The 25,422-nt window shown below is 61.1% G+C and carries 27 protein-coding genes; 15 read left to right on the top strand and 12 right to left on the bottom strand.

All coding sequences use genetic code 11. The annotated features are described in order from the left end of the window. Positions 1-6: 6 nt before the first annotated feature. From lnt to miaB, 7 genes are all read right to left on the bottom strand, one after another. The gene (gene lnt, locus HJ536_RS17215) at positions 7-1,497 is read right to left on the bottom strand and encodes an apolipoprotein N-acyltransferase (protein ID WP_177158678.1); all 1,491 of its coding nucleotides are present in this window, start codon (positions 1,495-1,497) and stop codon (positions 7-9) included. After that, positions 1,494-2,387 (bottom strand): hemolysin family protein, encoded by an 894-nt coding sequence (locus HJ536_RS17210; protein ID WP_177158677.1) that lies wholly within the window; start codon positions 2,385-2,387, stop codon positions 1,494-1,496. The genes lnt and HJ536_RS17210 overlap by 4 nt, the downstream gene beginning before the upstream one ends. Before the next feature lie 36 nt (positions 2,388-2,423). Next, positions 2,424-2,930, bottom strand: coding sequence for an rRNA maturation RNase YbeY (gene ybeY / locus HJ536_RS17205; protein ID WP_177158676.1), 507 nt, complete (start codon positions 2,928-2,930; stop codon positions 2,424-2,426). Positions 2,931-2,938: 8 nt separating this feature from the next. Beyond that, the gene (locus HJ536_RS17200; RefSeq protein ID WP_176855922.1) at positions 2,939-3,937 is read right to left on the bottom strand and encodes a PhoH family protein; all 999 of its coding nucleotides are present in this window, start codon (positions 3,935-3,937) and stop codon (positions 2,939-2,941) included. A 188-nt stretch (positions 3,938-4,125) separates the two neighbouring features. Further along, on the bottom strand, positions 4,126-4,461 hold the full coding sequence (locus tag HJ536_RS17195) for a hypothetical protein (RefSeq protein ID WP_177158675.1): 336 nt from the start codon (positions 4,459-4,461) through the stop codon (positions 4,126-4,128). 12 nt (positions 4,462-4,473) lie between these two features. Next, positions 4,474-5,082, bottom strand: a complete 609-nt coding sequence (locus tag HJ536_RS17190) for an OmpA family protein (protein WP_176855920.1) — start codon at positions 5,080-5,082, stop codon at positions 4,474-4,476. Between the two features lie 206 nt (positions 5,083-5,288). Next, positions 5,289-6,602 carry a tRNA (N6-isopentenyl adenosine(37)-C2)-methylthiotransferase MiaB gene (gene miaB, locus HJ536_RS17185; RefSeq protein ID WP_176855919.1) on the bottom strand — a complete coding sequence of 438 codons (1,314 nt, stop codon included), beginning with the start codon at positions 6,600-6,602 and terminating at the stop codon, positions 5,289-5,291. Between the two features lie 119 nt (positions 6,603-6,721). Between miaB and HJ536_RS17180 the strand changes: the two genes are divergently transcribed. The 3 genes from HJ536_RS17180 (at position 6,722) to HJ536_RS17170 (ending at position 10,839) form a co-directional block, all read left to right on the top strand. Further along, a complete protein-coding gene (locus HJ536_RS17180; protein ID WP_177158674.1) occupies positions 6,722-7,600 on the top strand; it encodes a hypothetical protein in 879 nt (292 codons plus the stop codon). Positions 7,601-7,707: 107 nt separating this feature from the next. Then, complete coding sequence (locus HJ536_RS17175; protein ID WP_228028545.1) at positions 7,708-8,220, top strand: putative pterin-binding protein; 513 nt, start codon at positions 7,708-7,710, stop codon at positions 8,218-8,220. Positions 8,221-8,235: 15 nt separating this feature from the next. Further along, on the top strand, positions 8,236-10,839 hold the full coding sequence (locus HJ536_RS17170) for a hybrid sensor histidine kinase/response regulator (RefSeq protein WP_177158673.1): 2,604 nt from the start codon (positions 8,236-8,238) through the stop codon (positions 10,837-10,839). Between the two features lie 57 nt (positions 10,840-10,896). Here the strand turns inward: HJ536_RS17170 and irrA are convergent, their stop codons facing one another. Beyond that, positions 10,897-11,313: an iron response transcriptional regulator IrrA gene (gene irrA, locus HJ536_RS17165; protein WP_176855916.1), complete on the bottom strand. Its 417-nt coding sequence runs from the start codon at positions 11,311-11,313 to the stop codon at positions 10,897-10,899. Between the two features lie 193 nt (positions 11,314-11,506). On the opposite strand from irrA, the gene fabA reads away from it, so the two are divergent. From fabA to HJ536_RS17150, 3 genes are read left to right on the top strand one after another with little or no spacing between them, the layout of a single operon-like run. Continuing rightward, on the top strand, positions 11,507-12,016 hold the full coding sequence (fabA, locus tag HJ536_RS17160; protein ID WP_176855915.1) for a bifunctional 3-hydroxydecanoyl-ACP dehydratase/trans-2-decenoyl-ACP isomerase: 510 nt from the start codon (positions 11,507-11,509) through the stop codon (positions 12,014-12,016). Between the two features lie 32 nt (positions 12,017-12,048). After that, positions 12,049-13,278 (top strand): beta-ketoacyl-ACP synthase I, encoded by a 1,230-nt coding sequence (fabB, locus tag HJ536_RS17155; RefSeq protein WP_176855914.1) that lies wholly within the window; start codon positions 12,049-12,051, stop codon positions 13,276-13,278. A gap of 8 nt (positions 13,279-13,286) precedes the next feature. Further along, entirely contained in the window at positions 13,287-14,075 is a 789-nt protein-coding gene (locus tag HJ536_RS17150) for an enoyl-ACP reductase FabI (RefSeq protein WP_176855913.1), read from the top strand. 114 nt (positions 14,076-14,189) lie between these two features. Here HJ536_RS17150 and HJ536_RS17145 read toward each other — a convergent pair whose 3' ends face one another. Continuing rightward, positions 14,190-14,618, bottom strand: coding sequence for an FKBP-type peptidyl-prolyl cis-trans isomerase (locus HJ536_RS17145; protein WP_176855912.1), 429 nt, complete (start codon positions 14,616-14,618; stop codon positions 14,190-14,192). A 173-nt stretch (positions 14,619-14,791) separates the two neighbouring features. Here HJ536_RS17145 and HJ536_RS17140 point away from each other — a divergent pair, with 173 nt between their 5' ends. The 7 genes from HJ536_RS17140 to HJ536_RS17110 all read left to right on the top strand — a co-directional run bounded on the left by HJ536_RS17140 (position 14,792) and on the right by HJ536_RS17110 (position 21,125). Further along, positions 14,792-15,493 carry a haloacid dehalogenase type II gene (locus HJ536_RS17140; protein WP_177158672.1) on the top strand — a complete coding sequence of 234 codons (702 nt, stop codon included), beginning with the start codon at positions 14,792-14,794 and terminating at the stop codon, positions 15,491-15,493. Continuing rightward, complete coding sequence (locus tag HJ536_RS17135) at positions 15,480-16,313, top strand: alpha/beta fold hydrolase (protein ID WP_177158671.1); 834 nt, start codon at positions 15,480-15,482, stop codon at positions 16,311-16,313. The genes HJ536_RS17140 and HJ536_RS17135 overlap by 14 nt, the downstream gene beginning before the upstream one ends. Beyond that, positions 16,310-17,287, top strand: a complete 978-nt coding sequence (locus HJ536_RS17130; protein ID WP_177158670.1) for a threonine ammonia-lyase — start codon at positions 16,310-16,312, stop codon at positions 17,285-17,287. The genes HJ536_RS17135 and HJ536_RS17130 overlap by 4 nt, the downstream gene beginning before the upstream one ends. Positions 17,288-17,377: 90 nt before the next feature. After that, positions 17,378-18,169, top strand: coding sequence for a 3-oxoadipate enol-lactonase (gene pcaD / locus HJ536_RS17125; protein WP_177158669.1), 792 nt, complete (start codon positions 17,378-17,380; stop codon positions 18,167-18,169). Further along, the gene (locus HJ536_RS17120) at positions 18,166-18,879 is read left to right on the top strand and encodes an alpha/beta fold hydrolase (protein ID WP_177158668.1); all 714 of its coding nucleotides are present in this window, start codon (positions 18,166-18,168) and stop codon (positions 18,877-18,879) included. The genes pcaD and HJ536_RS17120 overlap by 4 nt, the downstream gene beginning before the upstream one ends. A 109-nt stretch (positions 18,880-18,988) precedes the next feature. After that, positions 18,989-19,276 carry an ArsR/SmtB family transcription factor gene (locus HJ536_RS17115; RefSeq protein ID WP_176855960.1) on the top strand — a complete coding sequence of 96 codons (288 nt, stop codon included), beginning with the start codon at positions 18,989-18,991 and terminating at the stop codon, positions 19,274-19,276. 112 nt (positions 19,277-19,388) lie between these two features. Next, positions 19,389-21,125: a sugar phosphorylase gene (locus HJ536_RS17110; protein ID WP_177158667.1), complete on the top strand. Its 1,737-nt coding sequence runs from the start codon at positions 19,389-19,391 to the stop codon at positions 21,123-21,125. Between the two features lie 30 nt (positions 21,126-21,155). Here the strand turns inward: HJ536_RS17110 and HJ536_RS17105 are convergent, their stop codons facing one another. Both HJ536_RS17105 and HJ536_RS17100 read right to left on the bottom strand, forming a co-directional pair. After that, positions 21,156-22,376, bottom strand: a complete 1,221-nt coding sequence (locus tag HJ536_RS17105; protein WP_176855905.1) for a glycosyltransferase family protein — start codon at positions 22,374-22,376, stop codon at positions 21,156-21,158. A gap of 17 nt (positions 22,377-22,393) precedes the next feature. Further along, entirely contained in the window at positions 22,394-23,170 is a 777-nt protein-coding gene (locus HJ536_RS17100; RefSeq protein WP_177158666.1) for an HAD-IIB family hydrolase, read from the bottom strand. 225 nt (positions 23,171-23,395) lie between these two features. Here HJ536_RS17100 and rpe point away from each other — a divergent pair, with 225 nt between their 5' ends. Both rpe and gph read left to right on the top strand, forming a co-directional pair. Then, entirely contained in the window at positions 23,396-24,082 is a 687-nt protein-coding gene (rpe, locus tag HJ536_RS17095) for a ribulose-phosphate 3-epimerase (protein WP_177158665.1), read from the top strand. A gap of 1 nt (position 24,083) precedes the next feature. Further along, a complete protein-coding gene (gene gph, locus HJ536_RS17090; protein ID WP_177158664.1) occupies positions 24,084-24,737 on the top strand; it encodes a phosphoglycolate phosphatase in 654 nt (217 codons plus the stop codon). An 18-nt stretch (positions 24,738-24,755) separates the two neighbouring features. Here the strand turns inward: gph and HJ536_RS17085 are convergent, their stop codons facing one another. Further along, positions 24,756-25,409, bottom strand: a complete 654-nt coding sequence (locus HJ536_RS17085) for a PAS domain-containing protein (RefSeq protein ID WP_177158663.1) — start codon at positions 25,407-25,409, stop codon at positions 24,756-24,758. Positions 25,410-25,422: the final 13 nt, after the last annotated feature.

The raw sequence follows: 25,422 nt of genomic DNA, 5'->3' as shown, positions 1-25,422 counted from the left end.
GGTGGCCTAAGCCTCTGCCGCATCCGCGTCAACGGAAATCGGACCGCGAAACCGGAAAGCTGTTGCAACTATCATTAAAATCAAGAGCAATCCCAGCCAATCCCCAGTTCTGCTATACAGCGTAGCCTTTCGAGCAGGCGGAACGGGCATATCCAGCAGCCCCTGCTGCCCCAAGGGAATGGAGCCAAGCACGTTACCATAGGGGTCAATCACAGCCGAAATGCCGGTATTGGCCGACCGGATCACGGAAAGACCACTCTCGATCGCGCGCATCCGCACGATGGCCAGATGCTGATAGGGCCCCGAGAATTTCCCGAACCACGCGTCATTCGTCAGGTGGACAATCACATCCGGCCGAGGCGCCGAAAAGATGTTCTGGGGAAAGATCGCCTCGTAGCAGATCAGGGGCAGCACCTTGCCGATCCCCGGCGCGGTCACCAGCATCGGGCCGGTTCCGGCGCTATAGCCCCCCACCCCGATGGCCGCCAAACCGGTGATCCCGTAGCGGTCAAACAGCGCCTGAAAGGGCATGTATTCGCCAAAGGGCACCAGATGGTATTTGTCGTAGACCGCGTCCACCTTGCCCTCGGGGGTCACCACCACCGCCGAGTTGTAATAGTGGTACCCATCCGACCGCTGTATCCCGACCAAAAGCTCGGCCCCATGGGCACGGGCCGCAGCATATCCAAGCGCCGGATCAGCGTATTCCAGCAGGAAAGGCACAGCGGTTTCAGGCCAGACCACCAAATCGGGTTTCTGCTCCGTTTCCACCGCGGTCAGTGCCACCTGCCGGTCAAAGAACTTGCGGACGTTTTCCTCGGTCCATTTGAGTTCCTGTGTGGCGTTGGGCTGGATCACGCGGGCGATCGGCGCGCCCTCGGTGTCAGCTTTGGGGATGGGCAGGAACACGCCCGCAGCCGCCGTGATGGCCAAGGGGAACACGATCCAGCGGCGGGACATCACCAGCGGGATAGCCGCGCACCAGACCAGAAACGCGATATTGACCCCATGGGACCCGATCCACGCCGCCGCCTGATAGGCCGCCCAATCCACCAGCCCCTGCGACGCCAACGCCCAAGGGAACCCCGTGAACACATAGGCCCGCAGCATCTCGGCCCCGGCCAAGGCCGCGGCATAGGCAATTCCGCTGCCCCCGACTTTGCGCCCGATGAAACCGGCCAAGCCCCAGAACAGCGCCAACCCGCCCGCCATGAACAAGAGGGCAAAGGGGGCCATCCAGCCAAAGACTTCGGGTTCAATCAGAAAGGGTTCGACGATCCACAGCAGCGTGACCGCGAAGTATCCCGTGCCAAACCGCCAGCCGAACCATGCGGCCTGACGGGCATCGGTGCACCGGCTCCACAGCCAGAAACCGGCGGCAAACCCCACGGCCAAAGCGGGCAGCAACCCAAAAGGCGCCTGCCCCAGCGCGGCAACCGCGCCCGATGCCAGCGGGGGAACCCACTGGCTCAGGTAGCGCCGCGCGCGTGGGGTCATTCCGCCGGAACTCCGCCTTCGGGGGTCGGACGCACGCGCAGACGTTTGATGCGGCGGGGATCGGCGTCAATCACCTCGAACTCGAGGCCCGCTGGGTGCTGGATCACCTCGCCACGCGCAGGCACGCGCCCCGCCAGCATAAAGACCAGCCCCCCAAGGGTGTCGATCTCTTCGGCGTCCACGTCTTCGTTGTCGGTCAGGGACAGGCCCAGTTCCTCTTCGAAGTCGTCCAGAGGCGTCTTGGCCAGCACGATGTAGCGACCGTTGGGCTCGGCGGTCCAGAACTGGTCATCGTCGGTGTCGTGCTCGTCTTCGATCTCGCCGACGACCTGTTCGATCAGGTCCTCGATGGTCAGCAAACCGTCCACACCGCCGTATTCGTCGATCACCAGCGCCATGTGCCGACGCTCTGTCTGCATCTTCTGCAGCAGCACCCCGATCGACATGGATGGCGGCACAAACAGCAAAGGCCGCAGCATACCCGCAATGTCGAACGGCTCGGTCGCGCCGAACCCGTGCCTGAGTGCAAAGTCCTTGAGGTGAATCATGCCGACCGGCGTGTCCAGCGTGCCTTCGTAAACCGGCAAACGCGACATGCCGCTTTCGCGGAACACATCCACCAATCCGTCCAGAGTAATATCGTTCGGAACGGCGACGATTTCGACCTTGGGGATGGCCACATCCTCGACCCGCATCCGGCGCAAATTCGCCAGACCGACAGCGCCATTCGGACCTTCGGGCGTGTCTTCGCCCGCGTCGGCACTGTCCCCCGAGGGGCCAATAATCGAAAAGAATTTTCTCAGGAAACCGCCGTTATTCGTACTGTCATCCTGATCGTCCGGAAGCGCGCTCTGCGCTGCCATAGAAGGTCCGTCGTTGGTATCGCCCATTAATCCTGTTCCGAAAGCCGCGGCCAGTCTGCCACTTCAAATAGTATATGGGTCAGGAATACCCATTTTGCCAAGTATTTCCGTCTCGATTCCTTCCATGAGCGTGGCATCCCGGTCATCAATGTGGTCGTGCCCCAACAGGTGCAGGACCGCATGTATCATCAGGTGCGTCACATGGTTCTCGAACGGGATCTCGGCGTCGTTCGCCTCGCGCAGGCAGGTGTCGTAGGAAATCGCGATATCCCCCAGTTCCTCGGGCGGGCCGTCGGGATCGGGGGTCTCGGGGTAATAGGGCTCTTCGCCCGGTTCGTCGGGGGCGCGTTCTTCGGAAGGCCACGACAGCACGTTCGTGGCCTTGTCCTTGTCACGGAAGTCGGCGTTCAACTCTTGAATCCGCGCGTCATCACAGGCCAGAACGGCAATTTCATAGCCCTCTGTGCCCAGATCCAGATGCTCCAGAACCGCCACGGCGGCCCGTTCGGCCAGATCATCAAGGGCGACCGCATCCCAGCGCTCGTCCTCGATGACGCAATCGGTAATCATGCTTCGTCCTACTGTTGTTGCTGACGTTGCTGCTGGCGTTCGAACGCCTTCTGCGAGTCCTCGTCATACGCCTCAATGATGGCGCGCACCAGCGGGTGACGCACGACATCGCTCGAGGTGAAGTAGCTGAAGCTGATATCCTTGATCCCGCTGAGCAGTTGCTCGGCATGGGCCAGACCGGACTGCACGCCGCGCGGCAAGTCCACCTGTGAGCGGTCGCCGGTGATCACCATGCGGCTGCCCTCGCCCAAGCGGGTCAGGAACATCTTCATCTGCATGGTCGTGGCATTCTGCGCCTCGTCCAGCACAACGAATGCATTCGACAGGGTCCGCCCGCGCATGAAGGCCAACGGCGCGATCTCGATCTTCTTTTCCTCTTTCAGCTTGGCCAGCTGTTTTCCGGGCAGAAAATCGTTTAGCGCGTCATAAAGCGGCTGCATGTAGGGATCGACCTTGTCCTCCATCGCGCCGGGCAAGAAGCCCAAGCGTTCGCCCGCCTCAACGGCAGGACGGGACAGGATGATCTTGTCGACCTTGCCGTCGATGAACATCGACACGCCGACCGCCACAGCCAGATAGGTTTTACCCGTACCCGCGGGCCCGATGCCGAACGCCAGCTCGTGTTCGAACAGCGATTTCACATAGGCCTTCTGGGCATCTGTCCGGGGCTCGACGACCTTTTTACGGGTCTTAATCTCGAAGTTGCCGCGACCGAACATCTCGAGCTGAGATGGCGCTTTTTCCTGCGGATGGGTGTCCATGCGCAGTTCGCGGTCCACATCGGCGGCTTCCACGGGGCGCCCTGTCTCGAGCCGCTCGTAGAGCGTTTCAAGGACATCCAGCGCGTCATCCACGCCTTCCTGTTCGCCGATGATGGTGATTTGATTGCCGCGGCGCACCAACTGAACGGTCAGCGCCTTTTCAATCTGGGTAAGGTGTCTGTCGTATTCGCCGCAAAGCGATGACAGCAAACGATTGTCTTCGAATTCGATAAACAATTCAGCCATGGACCAGCTCACTTCTTATGCTGGCGGACGGGGCACGTATTTCCAAGTTGCTCTCCGCTAAGTCTTTTCTTGATGCTGCCAAGTTGTTCCGCGTCGCGCAAGTCTTGGAACGAGGTTGTGACAAACACATAATGAAAAACCCCGACCAAGGGCCGGGGTTCCTGTGAATTTTGAAGCAGTTGCGATTTTTAGATCGGGTCGCCGATAATCTTGGTCGCACCCTCTTTGAAGTCGCCGGTCGCGTAGGTCGGCGGGGCGGCACCGGAACAGACGGGCTTGCCGTATTTGTCCAGACGCAGGGACAGATAGCCCTCGACGCCATCGTCGATGATCCAGTGGTCACAGCCGTTGGGGTCAACCCAGATGCCGGCCTGAAGCTGGCTCAGGTCCTTGGAATCGATGCCACGGTCACGGGTCATGTCACCGTGGTTGCCACCCAGAAAGCCACCTTCCCAAGTGCCGCCCTCGCAGCCAGCCAGGGACAGGACGCACGAACCGATAAGCAGGGATTTGATTACGTTCATGTCTTCCTCACGTTACCGGATGCAGAAAATCTCGACACGACGGTTCGCCGCCATGCCCTCTGCAGAATCATTCGAGGCCTTGGGCTGACGTTCGCCATAGCCACGGATGTCGATCACAGGGGCGCCGACCGAGTTACCAACCTTTGCCACCGCATTCGCACGGCGAAGCGAGAGTTTCATGTTGTACTCGTCGCTGGCGCGGCTGTCGGTGTGGCCCGTGATGATGTAGGCGCGCGCATCGGCATCGCGGAAGAATTCTTCCAGACGCTGGCGGCCACCCGCATTGATTGCCCACTTATCGGTCGCAAAGTACTGGTCGGTGTTCAGCACGCCGCACAGGTTGCGTTCATGGCACACGGGGGTGCCATCACGGCGCAGGTGGGGGTCCATATAACCCTCGGCACCATCGTCCATGACCCAGTGTTCACAGCCATCCGGATCGATCCAGATGGTCGGGATGTAGCGCTCGCCCTTGACGGTGACGGTTGCGCCCTGCTGCACCTTCTGGACCCCGTAGGTCTCGTTGGTGACATAGCCCTGATCCGCGAACGCAGTGCCAGCCACAAGTGCAGTGCAGATCGCCGCAGCGGCGCCCACAGTGCGAGTTATACCTTTTCGCATATTTCCTTCCCCGGTCCGAACAATTCCGCAATTAGGAACATTAAATGAAACTTACCCGAAGGCTTACTTCTAATCCATTAGGGAAAAAGGGTTTAATTCCGGCTAAGGAAACAGAACACTCGACCAAATGAAAACAATAAGCCCGTTACCCTCATAATGATGAGAATAACGGGACAGTCAACTGTTCGAGAGGTCTAAAGACCGAATCAGACGAGGCGGCCGCGCAGGGAATTGGGCCCACTTTCAGTGATTTCCACCTCGCGCAGATCACCGGTCGTCAAGCCGTCCGCCTGGACGTGCACCGCATGGAGGTATTCTGATTTACCTACCATCTGACCTTCCAGTCGGCCGGCCTTTTCAAAAAGCACGTTTACCTTGCGACCGACCATCGAATCTTGCACTTCGCGCTGGTGCTGGGTGATCAGAGCCTGCAGTCGTGCAAGGCGGTCCGAGGACACATCCTCGTCCACCTGCGGGCGTTCGGCCGCCGGCGTGCCCGGGCGGGTCGAATATTTAAAGGAATAGGCATAGCCGTATTTTACGGCATGCAGCAGATCCATTGTTGCCTGGAAATCCTCTTCGGTTTCTTCGGGGAAACCGACAATGAAATCGCCGGACATCAGAATATCGGGACGGGCCTCGCGGATACGCTCGATCAGGCGCAGGTATTCCTCGGCGGTGTGGCTGCGGTTCATCCGTTTCAGGATGCGGTCCGAGCCCGACTGCACAGGCAGGTGCAAATAGGGCATCAGCTTGGAACAGGTGCCGTGCGCCTCGATCAGGTCGTCGGTCATGTCGTTGGGGTGGCTGGTGGTAAAGCGGATGCGCTCCAGCCCGTCGATCTTGTCCAGTTCCCAGATCAGCTTGGCCAAGGACCACGTGCCGCCGACGCCCTCGCCGTGATAGGCATTCACGTTCTGACCCAAGAGTGTGATCTCGCGCACGCCGCGTTCAACCAGATCGTTCGCCTCGCGCAGGACCTGCTCGACGGGGCGCGAGACCTCGGCACCGCGGGTATAGGGCACCACGCAGAAGGCGCAGAACTTGTCGCAGCCTTCCTGCACCGACAGGAACGCGGTCGGACCGCGGGACGCCTTGGGGCGGCCTTTCAGCTTTTCGAACTTGTCCTCATCGGGGAAGTCGATGTCGATCGGCTTCTCGCCCGCACGGGACTTTGCCTCCAGCTCGGGCAGACGGTGATAGCTTTGGGGGCCGACCACCAGATCCACCATCGGCTGGCGGCGCATGATTTCCTCGCCCTCGGCCTGAGCGACACAGCCCGCGACACCAATCCGCAGATCGGGTTTCGCGGCCTTCAGCGGCTTGAAGCGGCCCAGTTCCGAATAGACCTTCTCTGCTGCCTTTTCACGGATGTGACAGGTGTTCAGCAGGATCATGTCCGCTTCTTCGGGGTTCTCGGTCTTGACGTAGCCGTCCATGACCTCGGCCATCCGCTCGCTGTCATAGACGTTCATCTGACAGCCATAGGTTTTGATGTACAGCTTCTTAGGCTCGGCCATGGCGCGCTTCCGATTGTGGATGGGGAAATTTGAGCGCAGCTTGTATCGCCTCGGGGCCTATCTTGCAATGGCAGGCGGAATGACCCAACGTGGGGCCGGTCACATCGGAAGGCTGGATGATGAACTACGCGAATTTGAACGAGTTTTTGAAACGCGGGCAGCCCGTATTTGCCAAGGGCCCCGTGGCACTGATTTTTGCCGAAGATCCGGTCGAGGTGGACTCGACCATCCTGCACCACCTGAAAATCGGCTTCCGCAATGTGGTCGTTTTCGGGGGCCCCACGATCGAGATCGATCAGGACATCACCCAAGGCCCCAGCGCGGCCCGTGTGCATTTCGTCAGCTATGATCTGCTGCCCGATAACGCCCTGCCCCAAGCGGTGAATGCGGTGTCGGACGTCATGGTCGGCCAGTGGATCTATTACTGCTACAACGCCGAATACCTGTTCTTCCCGTTCTGCGAGACCCGCACCATCGGCGAGATGGTCACCTTCCACACCGAGGAACGCCGCGATGCAATGCTGACCTATGCGGTGGACCTTTATGCGCGCGACCTGACCGACCACCCCGACGCCGTGGACCTGAACGAAGCCTATCTGGACCGCTCTGGCTATTTCGCGCTGGGGCGCCCCGATGCCAACCGCCACCCAAAGGAACGGCAGCTCGATTTCTTTGGCGGGCTGCGCTGGCGGTTCGAGGAATACGTCCCCAAGCCCCGCCGCAAGATCGACCGAATCTCTATTTTCCGGGCCAACCCCGATGCCCGTTTAATGGGCGATCACACATTTACCGTCGAAGAGTACAATACCTATGCCTGTCCGTGGCACCACAACCTGACCGCCGCCGTGGCCTCGTTCCGCGCGGCAAAAGCGTTGCGGCGAAATCCCGGTAGCTCCTTCAATATCAACACTTTTATGTGGCACGCCTCGACAAAATTCGAGTGGGATTCGGCGCAACTCATGGACCTGGGCCTGATGGAACCAGGGCAGTGGTTCTGACCTCAATACAACCTTTAGGACGTAAGAGACCCCCCATTGATCAGGTGCCCGCTCATAGGGCCGCGTGATATTCAATTTTCGAGAACAAATATGTGGGGGACCCGCTCATGAACTTCTGGGGTATCGTTGGAAAAACCGGTGCAATCGCAGCACTTTGTCTGGCGCCTGCGCTGGCCAGTGCGCTGGATGCGCCCACCGGCGAGGTCGTTCTGACCATCACCGGCAACATCACCGAGAAAAACAACGGTGATCAGGCGGACTTTGACATCGCCATGCTCGAGGCTCTGGGGGTCCAGAACTTTGAAACCACCACCAACTGGACCGAAGGCAAAACCGCCTTTAGCGGCCCGACCCTGCTGACCGTGCTCAAGGCCGTTGGCGCAGGCTCGACCAAGATGAGCGCGACCGCCCTGAACGACTATACCATCCAGATGGATGCGGGCACCGACGACTTCCCCGGCCCCGTCATCGCGACCAAGCTGAACGGCGAAGAAATGTCCGTGCGCACCAAAGGCCCGCTGTGGCTGGTATATCCGTACGATCTGGACCAGAAGTTCCAGAACGAACTGATTTTCTCGAACAGCATCTGGCAGCTTAGATCCATCGAGGTCGCGAACTAAGCCGAGGGTACAGCTTTGGCAGGACCAGAGACCACCAGCTCTATCAAGCCCAAGGGGCGCGGCCTACGCATGGTCGCGCTCGTGGTTTTTATTGCGATGGCTCTTTTGTCCGTGTCGACGATGACCCTGAAAGTGTTCCAGAAACAACAAGAGCTGCAAACCGCCAGCTCTGACAGCGTGATCTGGACCCTTTCGCAGCTCGAGGTCGAATATCTAAAATTCTCGTTGGCGATCGGGGATGCCGTGGCGCAGCCCGACGACCCTGCCCGTCTGCGAGAGCTGCGCCAGAAGTTCGACATCTTTTACAGCCGCGTGGACACGGTTAGCAATCTGGCTGGTCTTCGCAACTACGAGGGCGGCGAAGGCACCCGCGCGATCTTTGCCGGTATCCGCAAGGAACTGGACGCCGCGATCATCTACATCGACGCCAACGACATCGGCCTTCAGGCGGGCTTGCCGCAGCTGTCCGCAGCCAATGACCGGATCGCCGCCGATGTCCGCAAAGCCTCGCTCGAGAACCTTCAGAACTTTGTGGCTGTCTCGAACCAGGCCCGCGAATCCGTTCTAAGCACCATGCAGCTCTTGGGGGCGATGACCATCGGGATGATGATCGCCCTCATCGTGGTGATTTTCATCCTGTTCCGGATGTCCAGCATCAACGAACGCATCGCGCTGGAACAACGCCTGCTGGCCGCCCGCATGAAGACCATCGTGAACACCTCGCTGGATGCGGTTCTGGTGGTGGACGCGGACGGCATCATCGAGGAATTCAACGGCGCCGCCGAAAAGGTCTTTGGCTACACCCAGCAAGAGGCCACCGGCCAGAACCTTGCCGATCTGATCATCCCCGACGAATACAAGCGCGCCCATGACATCGGCATGCAGCGGATGCGCGAGCGCGGTGAAAAGCGTCTAGTTGGTCGTGGCCGGATCGAGATCGAGGCCCTGCGCAAGAATGGCGCCGTCTTCCCCGTGGAACTGTCGATCGAGCAGGTCGAAACCAACGAAGGCATCCTGTTCGTCAGCTTTGTGCGCGACATCTCGGACCGCAAGCGCGCCGAGCGTGATTTGGTCGAGGCCCGCGACCGCGCATTGGCCGGCGAGCGGACCAAGTCCCGCTTCCTCGCCATCATGAGCCACGAGATGCGCACCCCCTTGAACGGCCTTCTGGGGATGCTGGACCTGATGCGCCAGTCCAAGACCGACGACAAACAGAACTTCTACATCGAGAATATGGAGTTCTCGGGCCGCGTCCTGATGGACCTGATCAACAACGTTCTGGACCTGACCAAGCTGGATACCGCGGTCGATGTCCTGAACAACTCCAGCTTCGATCCCGCCCGTCTGGTCCAAGAGGTTCTGGCCTCGCAGATGGCGCTGGCCCGCAAGAACGAGAACTACCTGAACTACGAATGGGTCGGCGATCCGGTGTCGGGCGTTCTGTCCGACCGTGCCCGCCTGCGCCAGATCCTGCTGAACCTTGTGAACAACGCGATCAAGTTCACCCGCAACGGCGAGATCACCGTCGAGGCCGAGATTCTGGAGCCCCTGACCGTGGACGGCCGCTACGAGCTGGAGCTGCGCGTTCTGGACACCGGCTGCGGCATCCCCGAGACCGATCTGGACCGCGTGTTCGACGACTTCGAGACCGTGGACAACAACTACGACCGCATCAACGAAGGGTCGGGTCTGGGCCTTGGCATCGTGCGCCGACTGGTGCGTATGATGGGCGGTCAGATCGGGGTCGAGAGCGAATTGGACGAAGGCAGCCTGTTCTGGGTCCGCCTGCCCGTCGTGATCACCCAGCAAAAAGACGACAACGAGATGTTCCCCGCGCTGGCCACCCTGCCCCGCGGCGCCAACCTCTTGATGGTCGAGGACAACGAGATCAACCGCCGCGTCCTGCGCGAGATGCTGGAATCCCAAGGCCACATCGTAGCCGAGGCCCATGACGGCATGCAGGCGGTCGAGAAAACCAGCCTTGAGCGGTTCGATGCGATCCTGATGGACATCAGTATGCCCGGCATGGACGGCATCACCGCCACCCGCCACATCCGCGCGGGCGAAGGCCCCAACAACATGACCCCGATCATCGCGGTCACCGCCCACGCCCTGCCCGAGGAAGTCAGCACCTTTGTCGACGCGGGCATGAACGCCGTCCTGAACAAGCCCGTCATTCGCGGCGACCTCTTCCGTGTTCTGAACCAATGGATCGGTGAGGATGACATGGACGAGGATGACGACGATGGTCTGGACGAAGGCTATGAAGAGAACGTGATCCGCTCTCTGGCCCGCGACCTGCCCGCCGAGGATCTGGCCGGACTGGTGGGCCGCTTCCTGACCGAGACCGACAGCGTGATCGCCGCGCTGGCTGACATGCCCCACGACGAAGACCACCGCGTCGAGATCACCTCGATGGTTCACAAGACCGCAGGGTCCGCAGGCAGCTTTGGTCTCAGCGATTTCCACCACGATCTGGCCGCCGCGCAGACGGGCCTGAAAACGGACCCGGATTACGACATCTCGGCCAGCATGGCGCAACTGGGTCAAAGCTGGCAGATCGCCCGCAAAGAGGTCATCGCCACACTGGACGACCTGAAAATCAAGATCGACGCATAAACGAAAACGGGGCCCGCGAGGCCCCGAATTTCTGTCTGCCCTATGTGCCCTGACGGATCAGGTGCGGCGCAGGCGGATTACCACATCGACCTTGGCAATCTGGGTGCCTGCGGGCGCGTTCGGCAGGCGCAGGATTTCCAGATCCTCGGACGGAGCGTCGGTCAGACGGCCCTCATCCTCCCAATAGAAATGGGGGTGATCATAGGTGTTGGTGTCAAAATAGCTTTTCGACCCGTCCACGGTGACCTCTTGCATCAGGCCCGCATCGCAGAAGGCCCGCAGCGTGTTATAGACCGTTGCCAGCGAAACCTTGTGACCCTTGGCTTTGGCTGCGGAAAACAGGCTCTCGGCGGTGACGTGCCGGTCCTCGCCGTCGCCCACAAGCAGTTCGGCCAAGGCCAGACGCTGGCGCGTCGGGCGCAGACCTGCCGTTGCCAGCCAGTCGGTTCCGCGTTCAGTTGCTTTGGTCGTCATGCTACCTTGGGTCCCTTTGGGTTAAGGGGAATATAGGACGCTTTCATACACATTTTCAACGCCCCCCGAAACCGATGATCAAAGGGACGTATAACGCGGCGGATCGTCGTCAATCACTTGCCACCCTTTGTGCGCGGGTGCTAAGGGGTGCGAAACGTAAGAATACCGTCAATCAAAGCAAGGAGCCGCCTCGATGGCCGATTATCCCACCAGCTTCGACAAGGAAGAGCTGCTGAAATGTGCACGAGGTGAACTGTTCGGACCCGGCAACGCACAGCTGCCCGCACCGCCGATGCTGATGATGGACCGGATCACCGAGATTTCGGCAGACGGCGGCGAGCATGGCAAAGGCCACGTGATTGCCGAATTCGATATTACCCCTGATCTGTGGTTCTTTGACTGCCACTTCCCCGGCAACCCGATCATGCCCGGCTGTCTGGGTCTGGACGGCCTGTGGCAGCTGACCGGCTTTAACCTGGGCTGGCGTGGCTGGCTGGGTCGCGGCTATGCGCTGGGTGTCGGCGAGGTCAAGCTGACCGGCATGGTCCGCCCCGACCGCAAAATGCTGACCTATCGCGTGAACTTCACCAAGGCCGTGCAAACCCGCCGCCTGACCATGGGCGTTGCCGACGGTATCGTCGAAGCCGATGGCGAAGTCATCTATCAGGTCAAGGACATGAAGGTCGCTCTCTCCGAGAGCTGATCCACCAAGGCCCATCTGCAAGGAGTTTCCCTATGCGTCGCGTCGTCGTAACCGGACTTGGTATCGTCTCGTCCATTGGTAACAACGCCACCGAGGTTCTGGCCTCGCTCAAGGCCGGCACCTCCGGCATCACCGCCAATGCGGACATGCAGGAATACGGTTTCCGCAGCCAGATCGCCGGCAACATCAAGCTGGACGTGGCGGATCACGTGGACAAGCGCACCCTGCGCTTCATGGGCCCCGGTGCGGCCTATGCCCATATCGCAATGGAACAGGCGATCGCCGATGCGGGCCTGACCGAAGCCGATATCGTGAATGAACGCACCGGTCTGGTTGCCGGTTCGGGCGGTCCTTCGACCAGCTCGATGCTGCTGGCCCACCAGACCGTTCTGAAGAACATGTCGCCCAAGCGGATCGGGCCCTTCGCGGTTCCGAAATGCATGAGCTCGACCATCTCGGCGAACCTGTCGACCGCGTTCAAGATCAAGGGCATCAACTACTCGATCACCTCGGCGTGCTCGACCTCTCTGCACTGCATCGGCAACGCAGCCGAGCAGATCATGATGGGCAAGCAGGACGTGATGTTCGCTGGCGGCGGCGAGGAACTGGACTGGACCCTGTCGTGCCTCTTTGACGCGATGGGTGCGATGTCGTCCAAATTCAACGACACCCCCGAACTGGCCAGCCGCGCATTCGATGCGAACCGCGATGGTTTTGTGATCTCGGGTGGCGGCGGTATCGTTGTCCTCGAGGAGCTGGAGCACGCTCTGGCCCGCGGCGCGAAAATCTACGCCGAAGTCACCGGCTATGCGGCCACCTCGGACGGTCACGACATGGTTGCCCCCTCGGGCGAGGGCGGCGAGCGCGCCATGCGTCTGGCTCTGCAGGGCCTGAACCCCGATCGCAAGGTTGGCTACATCAACGCCCACGGCACCTCGACCCCCGTCGGCGATGTGGGCGAAGTGCAGGCCGTGCGCCGTGTCTTTGGCGAAGGTTCGACCCCGCTGATCTCGTCGACCAAGTCGATGACCGGCCACAGCCAGGGCGCAACCGGCGCACAAGAAGCGATCTACTGCCTTCTGATGCTGGAAAACGACTTCATCGCACCGTCGATCAACGTGATCGATCTGGACCCCGCGCTGAACGCCAACGAAATCGCGACCACCCGCGTGGACAACGCCGGACTGGATACCGTGATGACCAACTCTTTCGGCTTTGGCGGGACCAACGGGTCCATGCTGCTGAGCAAATATCTCGGGTGATTTGAAGAATGGCTGATTTGATGAAGGGCAAACGCGGTCTGGTCATGGGCGTCGCCAATGACCGTTCGATCGCGTGGGGCATCGCCAGCGCGATGGCCGCAGAGGGCGCGGAACTGGCGTTCTCGTATCAGGGCGAAGCGTTCGGCAAGCGTGTCGAACCCCTTGCCGCCAGTGTCGGGTCCGACTTGCTGGTCGATATGGATGTCACCAGCGATGAATCCCTTGATGCCGGTTTCGCCGCGCTCAAGGAACGTTGGGACAGCATCGACTTTCTGGTCCACGCTATCGCCTATTCGGACAAGAACGAGCTGACCGGCCGGTTCATCAACACCAGCCGTGCGAACTTCAAAAACTCGCTGGATATCTCGTGCTTCAGCTTCATCGACGTGGCGCGCCGCGCGTCCGAGATGATGCCCAACGGCGGCACTCTGCTGACCCTGACCTATCAGGGCTCGAACCGCGTGACCCCCTATTACAACGTGATGGGTGTGGCCAAGGCGGCGCTGGAATCGGCAACCCGCTATCTGGCGAACGATCTGGGCCCGCAGGGCATCCGCGTGAACGCGATCTCTCCCGGCCCGATGAAGACGCTGGCAGGCGCAGCTATCGGCGGTGCCCGCAAGACCTTCAAGCATACCGGCGCGAACGCCCCCCTCGGGGACAACGCCACGCTCGAAGCTGTGGGCGGCACTGCTGTCTATCTGGCTTCGGACTACGGCGCGTGCACCAGCGGCGAGATCATCACCGTTGACGGCGGCTTCCACGTTCTGGGGATGCCGCAGCCCGACAACCTGTGATCAGGCCGACATCGGATTAGTGAAACGCGCATCCCCACGGGTGCGCGTTTTTCGTTGGGCCAAACAAAAAGGGCGCCCCGTGGGACGCCCTCTGAACATTTGCCAGACCGGGGATCAGACGATCTCGACCAGCTCCAGCGCAAAGGTCAGGTCCTTGCCGGCCAGCGGGTGGTTGGCGTCCAGAACAACCGACTCTTCGGTGATCTCGGCCACAACCACGGGCACAACCTGACCCGAGGGGGTCTGCATCTGCAGCTCGAGGCCGACTTCCAGCGGGATATCTGCGGGGATGTCCGCGCGGGGGATCGGCTGGCAGGCATCTTCCTGACGCTCGCCATAGGCTTCGGCGGCGGGGATGGTGATCGACTTCTTCTCGCCGACTGTCATGCCAGTGACGCCGCTGTCAAAACCGGGGATCACCTGACCGCTGCCAAGGGTGAACTGCAGCGGATCGCGACCAGCCGAGCTGTCGAACTGGCTGCCGTCATCCAGAGTGCCGGTATAGTGAATACGTACGGTATCGCCCGATTTCGCTAGGGTCATCGTGTCTCGCTTTCATATGTCTTCGGAGGGGTGAATTAGAGGAGGCCACGGTGCGTTTCGCGGGTTCTCCGTGCGAATGCCACAAACTTAGGCATCCAACCCTCGGATTGCAAACCGCTTTTATTTTATGGGGAATCTGTGCAGTCTATGCGCCACAAGGGGAGGAGACCTTGATGACACTGAGGACATGTATCTTCGACGCCTACGGCACGCTTTTTGACGTGGCAGGCGCCGCAAGGCAGGCTGCGTCCACAACGGGGGGACAGGCGCTGGCCCAAAGCTGGCCGCAACTGGCCGAACGTTGGCGGGCGAAACAACTGGAATACACGTGGCTTCGGGCCATTACCGGCGCACATACCGATTTCTGGCAGGTGACACAGGACAGTCTGGACTGGTCGCTCGAGGCGCTGAAGCTGAGCGGGGACGAGGCCCTGCGCAGCCAATTGCTGGATCTGTACCGCACTCTGCCCGCTTACCCAGAGGTGCCTGCTCTACTGCAGACGCTGAATGATATGGGCGTGCGCTGTGCTATTCTGTCGAACGGATCGCTGCCGATGCTTGAGGACGCGGTGAATTCCGCGGGCATCGCACATCTGCTGGACAGCCTGATCTCGGTCGAGGAGGCCGGGGTCTATAAACCTGATTACGCCGTCTATGATCTGGTCGGCGCCCATTACGACACCAACCCGCTGGACGTTCTGTTCGTTTCGTCCAACGGTTGGGATGCGGCAGGTGCTGCCGGTTACGGATTTAACACGTTATGGGTTAACCGCATGGGGGTTCCGGTGGACCGGATGCCTTGGCGGCCCCGCTTTATTTCGAATGACCTGACGATCATCACCGAGCTACTGGAGAAATCAGATGCCCCGCTTTGACACCAGCGATGGACTAAGCCTGCACTTCACCGATCAGGGTCAGGGCCTGCCTGTCCTGTGCCTGCCCGGACTGACCCGCAACGGCGATGATTTCCAGTTCGTCCTGCCCCATCTCAAGGGCGTGCGGGCCATCACGCTGGACAGCCGCGGGCGCGGCCTGTCCGAGTGGGACGGCGACTACACCAACTATTCCATCCCGCGCGAAGCACTGGACGTGGTCGAGCTGTGCCAGCATCTGGGGCTGGAACGGGTCGTGATCCTCGGAACCTCTCGGGGGGGCCTGATCGCGATGGGGCTGGCGGTGACGCATCCCGAACTGCTGGCGGGGGTGATCCTGAACGACATCGGCCCCGTGATCGACACGTTGGGTCTGGACCGGATCAAGGGCTATCTGGGCACCACCCCCGATCACCCCGACCTGGAGTCGGTGGCCCAAGCCATGGCGCGCGATGCCCACTTCCCCGCGGTGCCGATGGCGCGCTGGCGGGCCCATGCGGCGAACCTTTATCGGCAGGCGGACAGCAAGATCGCCATCCGCTATGACCCCCGCCTTGCCCACACCCTGAGCGATGACGGTGCAAGTGCGGCCATGCCCGATCTTTGGCCGTTTTTTGATGCACTTCAGGGGAAACCTGTGGCAGTCATTCGGGGCGCGAACTCGGACCTGTTGTCCGACGAAACGCTCGCCGAAATGGCCCGCCGCCACAAAGGGTTGGTCGCCGTGACCGTTCCCGACCGCGGACATGTGCCGTTTCTGGACGAACCCGAAGCCCTACAGGCGATCAACGCCGTATTAGAGAGTGTCCAGGTCCCCGCATGACCGACTTTGCCGCCATTACCGCCGCTGCCGAACGCCTGAAGGGCCATGCCCGCCGCACCCCGCTGCTGGAATCTCCGTTCCTGAACGAGATCGCCGGTCGCCGCGTGCTGGTAAAGCCAGAGTGCCTCCAGCACACAGGGTCGTTCAAGTTCCGCGGCGCATGGTCTGCAGTATCTGCCCTGCCGCCCGAAGTTCGGGCGCGGGGCATTCTGGCCTTTTCCAGCGGCAACCACGCCCAAGGGGTGGCCTATGCGGCGGCACAGCACGGTGTGCCCTCGGTCATCATCATGCCCGCCGACGCGCCCGCGCTGAAGCTGGCCAACACCCGCGCCTTGGGGGCCGAGGTGATCACCTATGACCGTGCGGGCGGCGAGAGCCGCGAAGAAATCGGTCAGGCCGTCAGCACCGAGCGTGGCCTGACCCTGATCCGCCCCTATGACGAACCGATGGTCATCGCGGGCCAAGGCACCGTGGGTCTGGAGATCGCCGAGCAAGCCGCCGAGTTGGGCGTGACCTCGGGCGATGTGCTGGTTTGCTGCGGGGGTGGTGGCCTGACATCGGGCATCGCTTTGGCGCTAGAGGCCAAGGCCCCTGCCCTGCGCGCCCGCCCCGTGGAGCCCGAAGGGTTCGACGACACCACCCGTTCGCTGGCCGCTGGCCAAATCCTGTCGAACGACCGCCCCTCGGGCAGCATCTGCGACGCCATCGTCACACCCCAGCCGGGCGATCTGACCTTTCCGATCCAGCAGCGCCTTTGCGGACCGGGCATCGCGGTCAGCGACACTCAGGCGCTGCAAGCGATGGCGCAGGCGTTCTTGCGGCTGAAGATCGTATCGGAACCCGGCGGCGCTGTGGCGCTGGCGGCGGCCCTGTATCACGGTGACCAGATCCAAGGGGATGCGGTGATTGCTGTGGTCTCGGGCGGGAATGTCGACCCCGATATCTTTGTGCAGGCGCTGGGAACACTGGGCTGATCGGCGGGTTTCTTCCCAGCCTTTCCGACGTTATTGCCAGCCCCTTCTGCGCGGGCTAGGGTGCGCGCCAAAAAACGATACAGAAAAAATATGCCTTTTGCCTTTCTGCCTGACCTGCGGCTCCACTACCGCGACGAGGGCCCGAAAAACGCGCCAGCGTTGGTGCTGGTTCATGCCTTGGGGTTGGATCTGACCATTTGGGACCAGGTCTGCGCGATGCTGCCTGCGAACCTGCGTGTGATCCGATATGACCTGCGCGGCCACGGCCAGTCCGATGTGCCCACCGGCCCCTATGCCATGGGCGCCATGGTCCGCGATGCCGAACGCCTGCTGGAACACCTGAACGTCAAGGACGTTGCCTTTTGCGGATTGTCCATCGGCGGGCTGGTGGCCCAAGGGATCGCGGTCAAACGGCTTGATCTGGTGCGTACGCTGATCCTTTCGAACACCGCCGCCCGCATCGGCCACGAAAGCCTGTGGGAGAAGCGGATCGAAGACGCCCGCACCCAAGGGCACGAGGCGATGGTGCAGGCTTCGCTAGAGCGTTGGTTCCCCCGTCAGGACCTGACCCAGCCCCACATCCAGCAGATCGCAGACATCCTGCGCCGCACCAGCCCCGAGGGATACATCGCCTCGATGGAGGCGATCCGCGGCACCGATTTCTACACCCCCACCAGCGGGCTGCGCCTGCCCACCTTGGGGATTGGCAGTGTGAACGACGCCTCGACCCCGCCTGATCTGGTGCGCGAAACCACCGAACTCGTGCCGGGGTCAGAGTTCACCTTGATCCGCCGCGCGGGCCACCTGCCTTGCGTGGACCAGCCCGAAACCTATGCACGTATCCTGACCGATTTCCTGACCGCCACGGGGCACCTGAAATGAGCAACTTTCTCCTGATCCACGGGTCCTGTCACGGCGCTTGGTGCTGGCGTGACCTGATCCCTGCCCTGCGTGCCCGTGGCCATCAGGCCCGCGCCATCGACCTGCCGAGCCACGGCTCGGACGGGACGCCGTTAGCCGATGTGACGCTGGACATGTACGCCGAAGCCATCCTCAAGGCGATGACCGGCCCCACCATTCTGGTCGGCCACAGCATGGCAGGCTTTCCGATTTCCCGCGCTGCCGAACTGGACCCGACCAACATCCGCCGTCTGGTCTATGTCTGCGCCTATGCGCCCCGCAACGGGATGACGCTGGCCGATATGCGCCGCGAGGCCCCCTATCAGCCCCTGATGAAGGCCGTGATCAAAGCGCCCGATGGCATCAGCTTTGGCATTGATCCCACCATGGCGCCCGACGTGTTCTACCACGACTGCCCGCCCGAGACCGTGTCCTATGCCCAGACGCGCTTGGGCCAGCAGCCGATCAAGCCGCAGGAGACCGCGATCGAGATTGGTGCCAATTACGCGTCCGTCCCGAAATCCTATATCCGCTGCGATCAGGACCGCACCATTCCGCCCGAATACCAGCGCACCATGACCGAAAACTGGCCGGCCGAGGATGTGCATGCGATGAATTGTTCCCATTCACCCTTCTTTGCCGACCCTATCCGATTGGCTGGTCTTCTTCATATGATTGCGGGCGATAATTAATCCGGTTGAAACACTCGAAACCATCAGAAAACGTGGGTATATTGTTTCGAATGACAACTTCGGAATCGCAAAAGTGCAGCTAGAAGAACTGGAAGCAGAACCCGTAGAAATGTCCGCCAGTGCAAAAGCTGCCGCGGCTTATCTGAAAACCTTGGCCCACGAGGGTCGCCTGATGATCCTGTGCCACTTGGGTTCGGGGGAATGCAGCGTTGGCGAACTGGAGCAGCGGCTCGAGATGCGTCAGGCGGCTGTCAGCCAGATGCTGGCGCGCCTGCGCGAAGAGGGTCTGGTGGCCACCCGCCGTGACGGCAAGACCATCTATTACAGTCTGGCCGATGACCGGACCTCGCAGATGATCAACCTGCTTTACAAGCTGTTCTGCAATCCCGACGCCTAACGAACGCACACAAATTCGGCGATTGCATTCTTGCGGGGCGAAATGCGGGCAACTGCCCTTCACTTCGTCCCCCTAGCGCTTAATCTGGCCTAAAAAGAAGGCCATTTTGATTATGCGCGACCCTTTTCTGATCCGCCTGAACGATCTGTTGGCGCAGATTTATCCCGACCACGACGTCAAAGCCCTGAGCCAATCGGTGCAGGATGCCTTCTGGCCAGAGGGGACGTCCCGCCGCAAACGGGCGCGCGCGCCATCGAACAATCTGTGGTCCGAGCGCGACTGCATGGTCATCACCTATGGCAACTCGATCCGCGACGGGCAGCACAAGCCCTTGGACCTGCTGCGGGATTTCCTGACCCGCCAATTGAAGGGCGTGGTGAACGGGGTGCATATCCTGCCGTTCTTCCCCTTTACCTCGGATGACGGGTTCGCGGTGACCGACTACCGCGCGGTGAACCCGACGCTGGGGGATTGGCCCGACATCCAGCGCATCGCCAAGGAATTCAAGCTGATGTCCGATCTGGTGCTGAACCACGTCAGCAGCCAGTCCACTTGGTTCAATGAATACCGTCAGGGCCACGAGCCCTACGACAAGTTCTTCTTCGAAGCCTCGCCCGAGGATGACCTGTCCGAGGTTGTCCGCCCCCGCACCCACCCCCTACTGCGCGAGGTTCACACCGCCAACGGCACGCGCCACGTCTGGTGTACCTTCAGCCACGATCAAGTCGATCTGGACTTCCGTAACCCCGAGGTTCTGCTGGAATTCCTGCGGGTCACGCGCCTGCATATCGACAACGGCGTGCGGATTGTGCGGCTGGATGCGGTCGCCTTTATCTGGAAGGAAATCGGCACCAAGTCGATCCACATGCCCCAGACCCACGCCATCGTACGCCTGATGCGCCTGCTGGCAGATTTCGCGCAGGAGCCTGTGATCCTGCTGACCGAAACCAACGTGCCCAACGCGGAAAACCTGTCCTATTTCGGCAACCGGAACGAGGCGCACGCGGTCTATAACTTCTCGCTCCCTCCGCTGCTGCTGCACGCGATGCTGTCGGGGTCAGCGCGATATTTGAACCGCTGGCAGGCGACCATGCCGCCTGCGCAGATGGGATGCGCCTATCTGAACTTCTCGGCCAGTCATGACGGGATCGGGATGCGCCCCGCCGAAGGCATCCTGCCCCCTACCGAGACCGAGCAAGTGATTGATCGGGTCAAGGCCCACGGTGGCCTTGTCTCCATGCGCAGCCTGCCCGACGGTAGCCAGAGCCCCTATGAGCTGAACATCACCTTCTTTGATGCGCTGAAGGGCACGATGAAGGGCGAGGATGATCTACAGATCGACCGCTTCCTTGCGGCCCAGAGCATCGTCATGGCGCTGGAGGGCATTCCTGCCTTCTACATCCACGTGCTGCTGGCCACCGCGAACGATCTGGCGGGCGTGGAAAAGACCGGCGTGAACCGTGCGATCAACCGTCATCGCTGGGATTACCCTGCGCTGAACGCCGCCCTGATGGACCCGCAAAGCACCCAGTCCCGCGTCTTGACCGAGATGAAGCGCCGCATCGCGATCCGCGGCCGCCAACCTGCCTTCCACCCGAACGCCACCCAGTTCACCTTGCAGTTGGACGACCGGATTTTCGGCATCTGGCGCCAGAGCCTGGAGCGGGACCAGTCCATATTCGCCCTGCACAACGTCAGCGACGAATTGGTCGAGATTGACCCCGTGGCCATCAACCTGATCGACGGGCACGATTGGTACGATCTGCTGACCGGCGATGTGATCCACCCCCACGGCGCGAAAATCCGGCTGGAGCCATACCAGTGCCGCTGGATCAGCAACCGCCAATAAACCAAGGGGCCCGCGTGGGGCCCCTTTGCTTTACGCCAGATCGGCATAGTCCTGTTTCACCGCCGTCAGCATATCCGCCATCAGGGTCGGATCAGCCGCATGAACCCGCGACCACGTGGGGATAAACGGTGTCTCGAACGGGTTATCAAGAAAGGCATGACCCGCGTTCATGATGTTCTCGGCGAACAGCTCGATGCTCTGTTCTTCTTTGTGGCGGTCGATCATCAGGCCGTTCATCTCGGCGTCGTTGTAGTAGCTTTCCAGAATATCCAGCGCGGTCCTGTAATACACGGCCTTGAGCGTGCGGAACACGTTGGGCGTAAAGACCGTGCCATCGGCGGCCAGCTTGCGGAAGATCGCCTTGCAGATGTCGGTGGACATGCGGTTCAGGCCGGTTGCGGCATCCTCGGGGGACAGGTCCTGATGCTTGTGATCATAGGCGTCGCTGATTTCCACCTGACAGACCGATTTCGGGGCCAGATTGCGCCAAGCCTCTGACAGAACGCCGATTTCCAGACCCCAGTCGCTGGGGATGCGCAGGTCGGGCAGCATCGCCGTCCGCATCGCGAATTCGCCCGACAGCGGGTAGCGGAAGCTGCGCAGGAAATCGATATAGTCCTTGTCCCCGACCACCTTTTTCAAGGCGATCAGCAGGGGACTGACCAAGAGGCGGGTCACACGGCCGTTGATCTTGCCGTCCCCGATGCGCGGGTAATAGCCCTTGGACAGCTGATAGGAAAAGCGCGGGTTCGCCACCGGATAGACCAGACGGGTCAGCATGTCCTTCTGGTACGTGACGATGTCACAGTCGTGGATCGCCATGACCGAAGTATCGCGGCACGCCATCATGTAGCCCAGACAGCCCCAGACGTTCTTGCCCTTGCCCGGTTCGGATGGATAGAGCCCGTGGGATTTCAGCCGATCGCCAATGGCCAGATTGCGCGGGCTGTCGTTCCAGATCACCACATGGTCCTGCGGCAAGCGCGAGAAGAACTTGACCGCGTGGGCGTATTGCTCGGCGTTGGCGCGGTCCAGACCGATGATGATCCGGTGCAGATAGGGGATGCGGGACAGCTCGTCGACGATGTGGTCGATCGCGGGCAGCTCCAGTTCGGAATAGAGGCAGGGCAGGATCAGGGTGATCTTGCGATCCTCAGCAAAGGTGGTCAGCTCGTGGCTCATCTCCTCGGCTGTTTTGGCACGCAGGTTATGCAGTGTTGCAATATGTCCGTTCTGGTGGAAATCGGCCAAGGTGTTGATCCTTTTTCTTAAATATAGCGGCGCATGAGCGTGCTGACCGCATTCGCCCAACCGTTCGGCGCGGGCATTTGTTCCCTGAGAATGTGTCCATCTCCCTCGCCCTTGAGCGGGGGCAGCGGGTCGCGATGGGGATTGGGGATGATGACGCCTTGGGTCGCGGCCTCGATCATTTCGATGTCGTTGGGCGCGTCGCCAAGGGCGATGCTGGGGGGATTGCCGTATTGGGCCAGAACCTCGGCCATAGCGTCAGATTTGCGGCGTCCCCAGCCAAGGGTCAGGAACCGTCCGCCATCCCGCGCGTGGACCCCGCGCTCGGCCATCGCCGCGATGAAATCCGCGCGTCCCTGATCATCGCCCGACCACAGGCCGGGTTCGGAAAAGGCGCGGGTCGCCGCCTTGGCGGCATCCTCCAGCGGCAGGCCGGTGCTGCTGGCCACATGCTCCACATCCATATCCCCGAAGCCCCGATAGGGCGCACGCAGGGCAGTCGGCAGGGAATCCAGCGCCTCTCGCAACCGCCAATAGGCATCGCGCTCGGGCATCGCCCCCTGCCCCGCAGGCATCACCCCTGCGCCGTTCTCGCAAATCGCCGGATAGGCATCGAGCCCCATCGCACTGCGCAAATCGGCGATTTCCGGTGCCGTTTTGGAACTGGTCAGGATCACGGGAATATCGTTCTGGATCAGGTCTTGTAAAACCGGCGCGGCGGGCGACCAGTCATAGGTCGCGTGATCCAGCAGCGTTCCGTCCAAATCGGTAAAAACAATCAGTGGCGGGGTCTTCATTCGGGCCTCCTATGGGCAACTATCTAGGGCGGGGGATGACACCTCAATGAAATCACGCGCAAAAATTCCCCATTCACGGGGGCGCCGCCCAAAAATTAAGCACACCATTTAGCCCCGCTTGCCAATCAGAACGCAATTTTGCCGCTGCGAAGGTTTGGCAAATACGCTAGACCCGTCCGCGACAGCATTGGCGCAGCACCGCCTGCGCATCCAAGGAGACGCCAAATGAGCTTTGACCGGTCTATCAAGATCGCACCGTCGATCCTGTCGGCGGATTTCGCCAATTTCGGGCAGGAAATTCAGGCCATCGAGGCGCAAGGCGCCGACTGGGTGCATGTGGACGTTATGGACGGCCACTTTGTGCCGAACCTGACCTTTGGCCCGCCCGCCGTCAAAGCCTTCCGTCCCCATGTGAAAACCGTGATGGACGTGCACCTGATGATCAGCCCCGTTGACGCCTATATCGACGCCTATGCGGATGCCGGTGCCGACTATCTGACCGCCCATATCGAGGCAGGCCCTCACATCCACCGCACCCTGCAAGCGATCCGCGGCGCAGGCATGAAAGCGGGCGTGGCACTGAACCCCGGCACCCCTGCGGATGCGATCGAGCACCTGTTGGACCTGACCGATCTGGTCTGCGTGATGACCGTGAACCCTGGCTTTGGCGGGCAGAAGTTCATCGACATGACCTCGAAGATCCGCAAACTGCGCGAGATGATCGGCGACCGTCCCGTCCATATCGAGATTGACGGCGGCGTTGATCCGACCACCGCGCCTTTGGTTGCCGGTGCTGGCGCGGACGTTCTGGTGGCGGGCTCTGCGGTGTTCCGTGGCGGTTCGGTCAGCAACCCCGAGGTTTACGGCGAAAACATCCGCAACATCCGCGCGGCAGCGCAAAGCGCTTTCTGATATGGCGCGCATCGTCTTTGATCTGGACGGGACGCTGATCGACAGCGCCCCGGACATTCAGGCTGTGGCCAACGGCGTTCTGGGGGCCGAGGGGCAGCAGCCCATCACCTTGGAACAGACCCGCAAGTTCATCGGCAATGGGGCGCCCACCTTTGTGGCGCGAATGCGGGCAGCGCGGGACATTCCCGACAGCGAACAGGACCGTCTGCTGACGGCCTTTAAAATCGGGTATGTCAGCGCGGTCGAACTGACCGAGATTTACGCAGGCGCCATCCCCGCGCTCGAGGCGCTGAAGGCCAAGGGGCACCGTCTGGGCATTTGCACCAACAAACCCTTCAAGCCGACCCAATCGGTTCTGGCCCATCTGGACATGACCCGCCTGTTCGACGTGGTCATCGGCGGCGACAGCCTGCCCGTGCACAAGCCCGATCCGGCCATGCTGCACGCCGCATTGGATCAGCTTGGCAACGGTCCGGTGGTGTATGTGGGCGACAGCGAAGTGGACGCAGAAACCGCTCAAAACGCGGGCGTTCCGTTCCTGCTATTCACCCAAGGCTATCACAAGACCGACGTGGCCAGCATTCCGCAGACCGCACGGTTCGACAGCTATAGCGATTTCGTGGAACTGGTCGAAGAGACTTTGGCGGGGGCGTAATCGCCCCTGCCCTGCCCCTTAGTTCGAGGTGTTGGTGTTCCCTTCCAGAGCGTCCAGCGCGCTCTGAAGGTTGCCGATAGCCTCGTGGCAGCGGACGCTGCAATCGTGCAGATGCTTGGACAACTGGTCGATCCTGTCCGCGTTCGGATTGCGCGACAGAATGCGCGCCGCACCGGCGGTCGAACTGACCACGTTGTTCAGGTTGTGCAGCATGGATTTGTTGGCAGCGATCAGGGCCTCGATCGCGTCTTTCTTGGACAGATCCTGATCCACCGGAATGGCGCGGGCCGTCACATCCGCCGAGATCACCAGTAGCGACGCCACATCGGGGCCGGAATGATCCAGCGGCACCACTTCGACTACCCAAGTACGCAGGATGCCGTCACCGGTCCGGAAAGTGCCGGAAAAGGACGCGCGATTCCCCGAGAAACCCTGTGAAATGGCATCCAGAGCACGCTCTTGGCCGGTGCCGTCCCACAGGTCGGTCCAGACACGGCCGCAGAACTGTTCTTTCTGGACTTGCAGCAAGGCCAAACCACGGTCGTTGACCGCGCGGATCACCCCTTCGCGGTCCAGAACTTTGACGCACAAGTCGGCGCGCTCGGCCACGGTTCCAAGAACCTTACCCATCGCTGCCGGATCGATCTGCAGATCACCAAGGAAAATATTCATGCTCGGCCCACTC

Origin of the sequence: Donghicola mangrovi (assembly GCF_013377535.1) — a bacterium.
Lineage (GTDB): Bacteria > Pseudomonadota > Alphaproteobacteria > Rhodobacterales > Rhodobacteraceae > Donghicola > Donghicola mangrovi.
This window is presented reverse-complemented; position numbering and strand designations above follow the sequence as displayed.

What these genes read in the sequence shown, in the direction of transcription:
- lnt (WP_177158678.1), bottom strand. Translation starts at nt 1,497, where the DNA reads ATGACCCCACGCGCGCGGCGCTACCTGAGCCAGTGGGTTCCCCCGCTG.
- HJ536_RS17210 (WP_177158677.1), bottom strand. Translation starts at nt 2,387, where the DNA reads ATGGGCGATACCAACGACGGACCTTCTATGGCAGCGCAGAGCGCGCTT.
- ybeY (WP_177158676.1), bottom strand. Translation starts at nt 2,930, where the DNA reads ATGATTACCGATTGCGTCATCGAGGACGAGCGCTGGGATGCGGTCGCC.
- HJ536_RS17200 (WP_176855922.1), bottom strand. Translation starts at nt 3,937, where the DNA reads ATGGCTGAATTGTTTATCGAATTCGAAGACAATCGTTTGCTGTCATCG.
- HJ536_RS17195 (WP_177158675.1), bottom strand. Translation starts at nt 4,461, where the DNA reads ATGAACGTAATCAAATCCCTGCTTATCGGTTCGTGCGTCCTGTCCCTG.
- HJ536_RS17190 (WP_176855920.1), bottom strand. Translation starts at nt 5,082, where the DNA reads ATGCGAAAAGGTATAACTCGCACTGTGGGCGCCGCTGCGGCGATCTGC.
- miaB (WP_176855919.1), bottom strand. Translation starts at nt 6,602, where the DNA reads ATGGCCGAGCCTAAGAAGCTGTACATCAAAACCTATGGCTGTCAGATG.
- HJ536_RS17180 (WP_177158674.1), top strand. Translation starts at nt 6,722, where the DNA reads ATGAACTACGCGAATTTGAACGAGTTTTTGAAACGCGGGCAGCCCGTA.
- HJ536_RS17175 (WP_228028545.1), top strand. Translation starts at nt 7,708, where the DNA reads ATGAACTTCTGGGGTATCGTTGGAAAAACCGGTGCAATCGCAGCACTT.
- irrA (WP_176855916.1), bottom strand. Translation starts at nt 11,313, where the DNA reads ATGACGACCAAAGCAACTGAACGCGGAACCGACTGGCTGGCAACGGCA.
- fabA (WP_176855915.1), top strand. Translation starts at nt 11,507, where the DNA reads ATGGCCGATTATCCCACCAGCTTCGACAAGGAAGAGCTGCTGAAATGT.
- fabB (WP_176855914.1), top strand. Translation starts at nt 12,049, where the DNA reads ATGCGTCGCGTCGTCGTAACCGGACTTGGTATCGTCTCGTCCATTGGT.
- HJ536_RS17150 (WP_176855913.1), top strand. Translation starts at nt 13,287, where the DNA reads ATGGCTGATTTGATGAAGGGCAAACGCGGTCTGGTCATGGGCGTCGCC.
- HJ536_RS17145 (WP_176855912.1), bottom strand. Translation starts at nt 14,618, where the DNA reads ATGACCCTAGCGAAATCGGGCGATACCGTACGTATTCACTATACCGGC.
- HJ536_RS17140 (WP_177158672.1), top strand. Translation starts at nt 14,792, where the DNA reads ATGACACTGAGGACATGTATCTTCGACGCCTACGGCACGCTTTTTGAC.
- HJ536_RS17135 (WP_177158671.1), top strand. Translation starts at nt 15,480, where the DNA reads ATGCCCCGCTTTGACACCAGCGATGGACTAAGCCTGCACTTCACCGAT.
- HJ536_RS17130 (WP_177158670.1), top strand. Translation starts at nt 16,310, where the DNA reads ATGACCGACTTTGCCGCCATTACCGCCGCTGCCGAACGCCTGAAGGGC.
- pcaD (WP_177158669.1), top strand. Translation starts at nt 17,378, where the DNA reads ATGCCTTTTGCCTTTCTGCCTGACCTGCGGCTCCACTACCGCGACGAG.
- HJ536_RS17120 (WP_177158668.1), top strand. Translation starts at nt 18,166, where the DNA reads ATGAGCAACTTTCTCCTGATCCACGGGTCCTGTCACGGCGCTTGGTGC.
- HJ536_RS17115 (WP_176855960.1), top strand. Translation starts at nt 18,989, where the DNA reads ATGTCCGCCAGTGCAAAAGCTGCCGCGGCTTATCTGAAAACCTTGGCC.
- HJ536_RS17110 (WP_177158667.1), top strand. Translation starts at nt 19,389, where the DNA reads ATGCGCGACCCTTTTCTGATCCGCCTGAACGATCTGTTGGCGCAGATT.
- HJ536_RS17100 (WP_177158666.1), bottom strand. Translation starts at nt 23,170, where the DNA reads ATGAAGACCCCGCCACTGATTGTTTTTACCGATTTGGACGGAACGCTG.
- rpe (WP_177158665.1), top strand. Translation starts at nt 23,396, where the DNA reads ATGAGCTTTGACCGGTCTATCAAGATCGCACCGTCGATCCTGTCGGCG.
- gph (WP_177158664.1), top strand. Translation starts at nt 24,084, where the DNA reads ATGGCGCGCATCGTCTTTGATCTGGACGGGACGCTGATCGACAGCGCC.
- HJ536_RS17085 (WP_177158663.1), bottom strand. Translation starts at nt 25,409, where the DNA reads ATGAATATTTTCCTTGGTGATCTGCAGATCGATCCGGCAGCGATGGGT.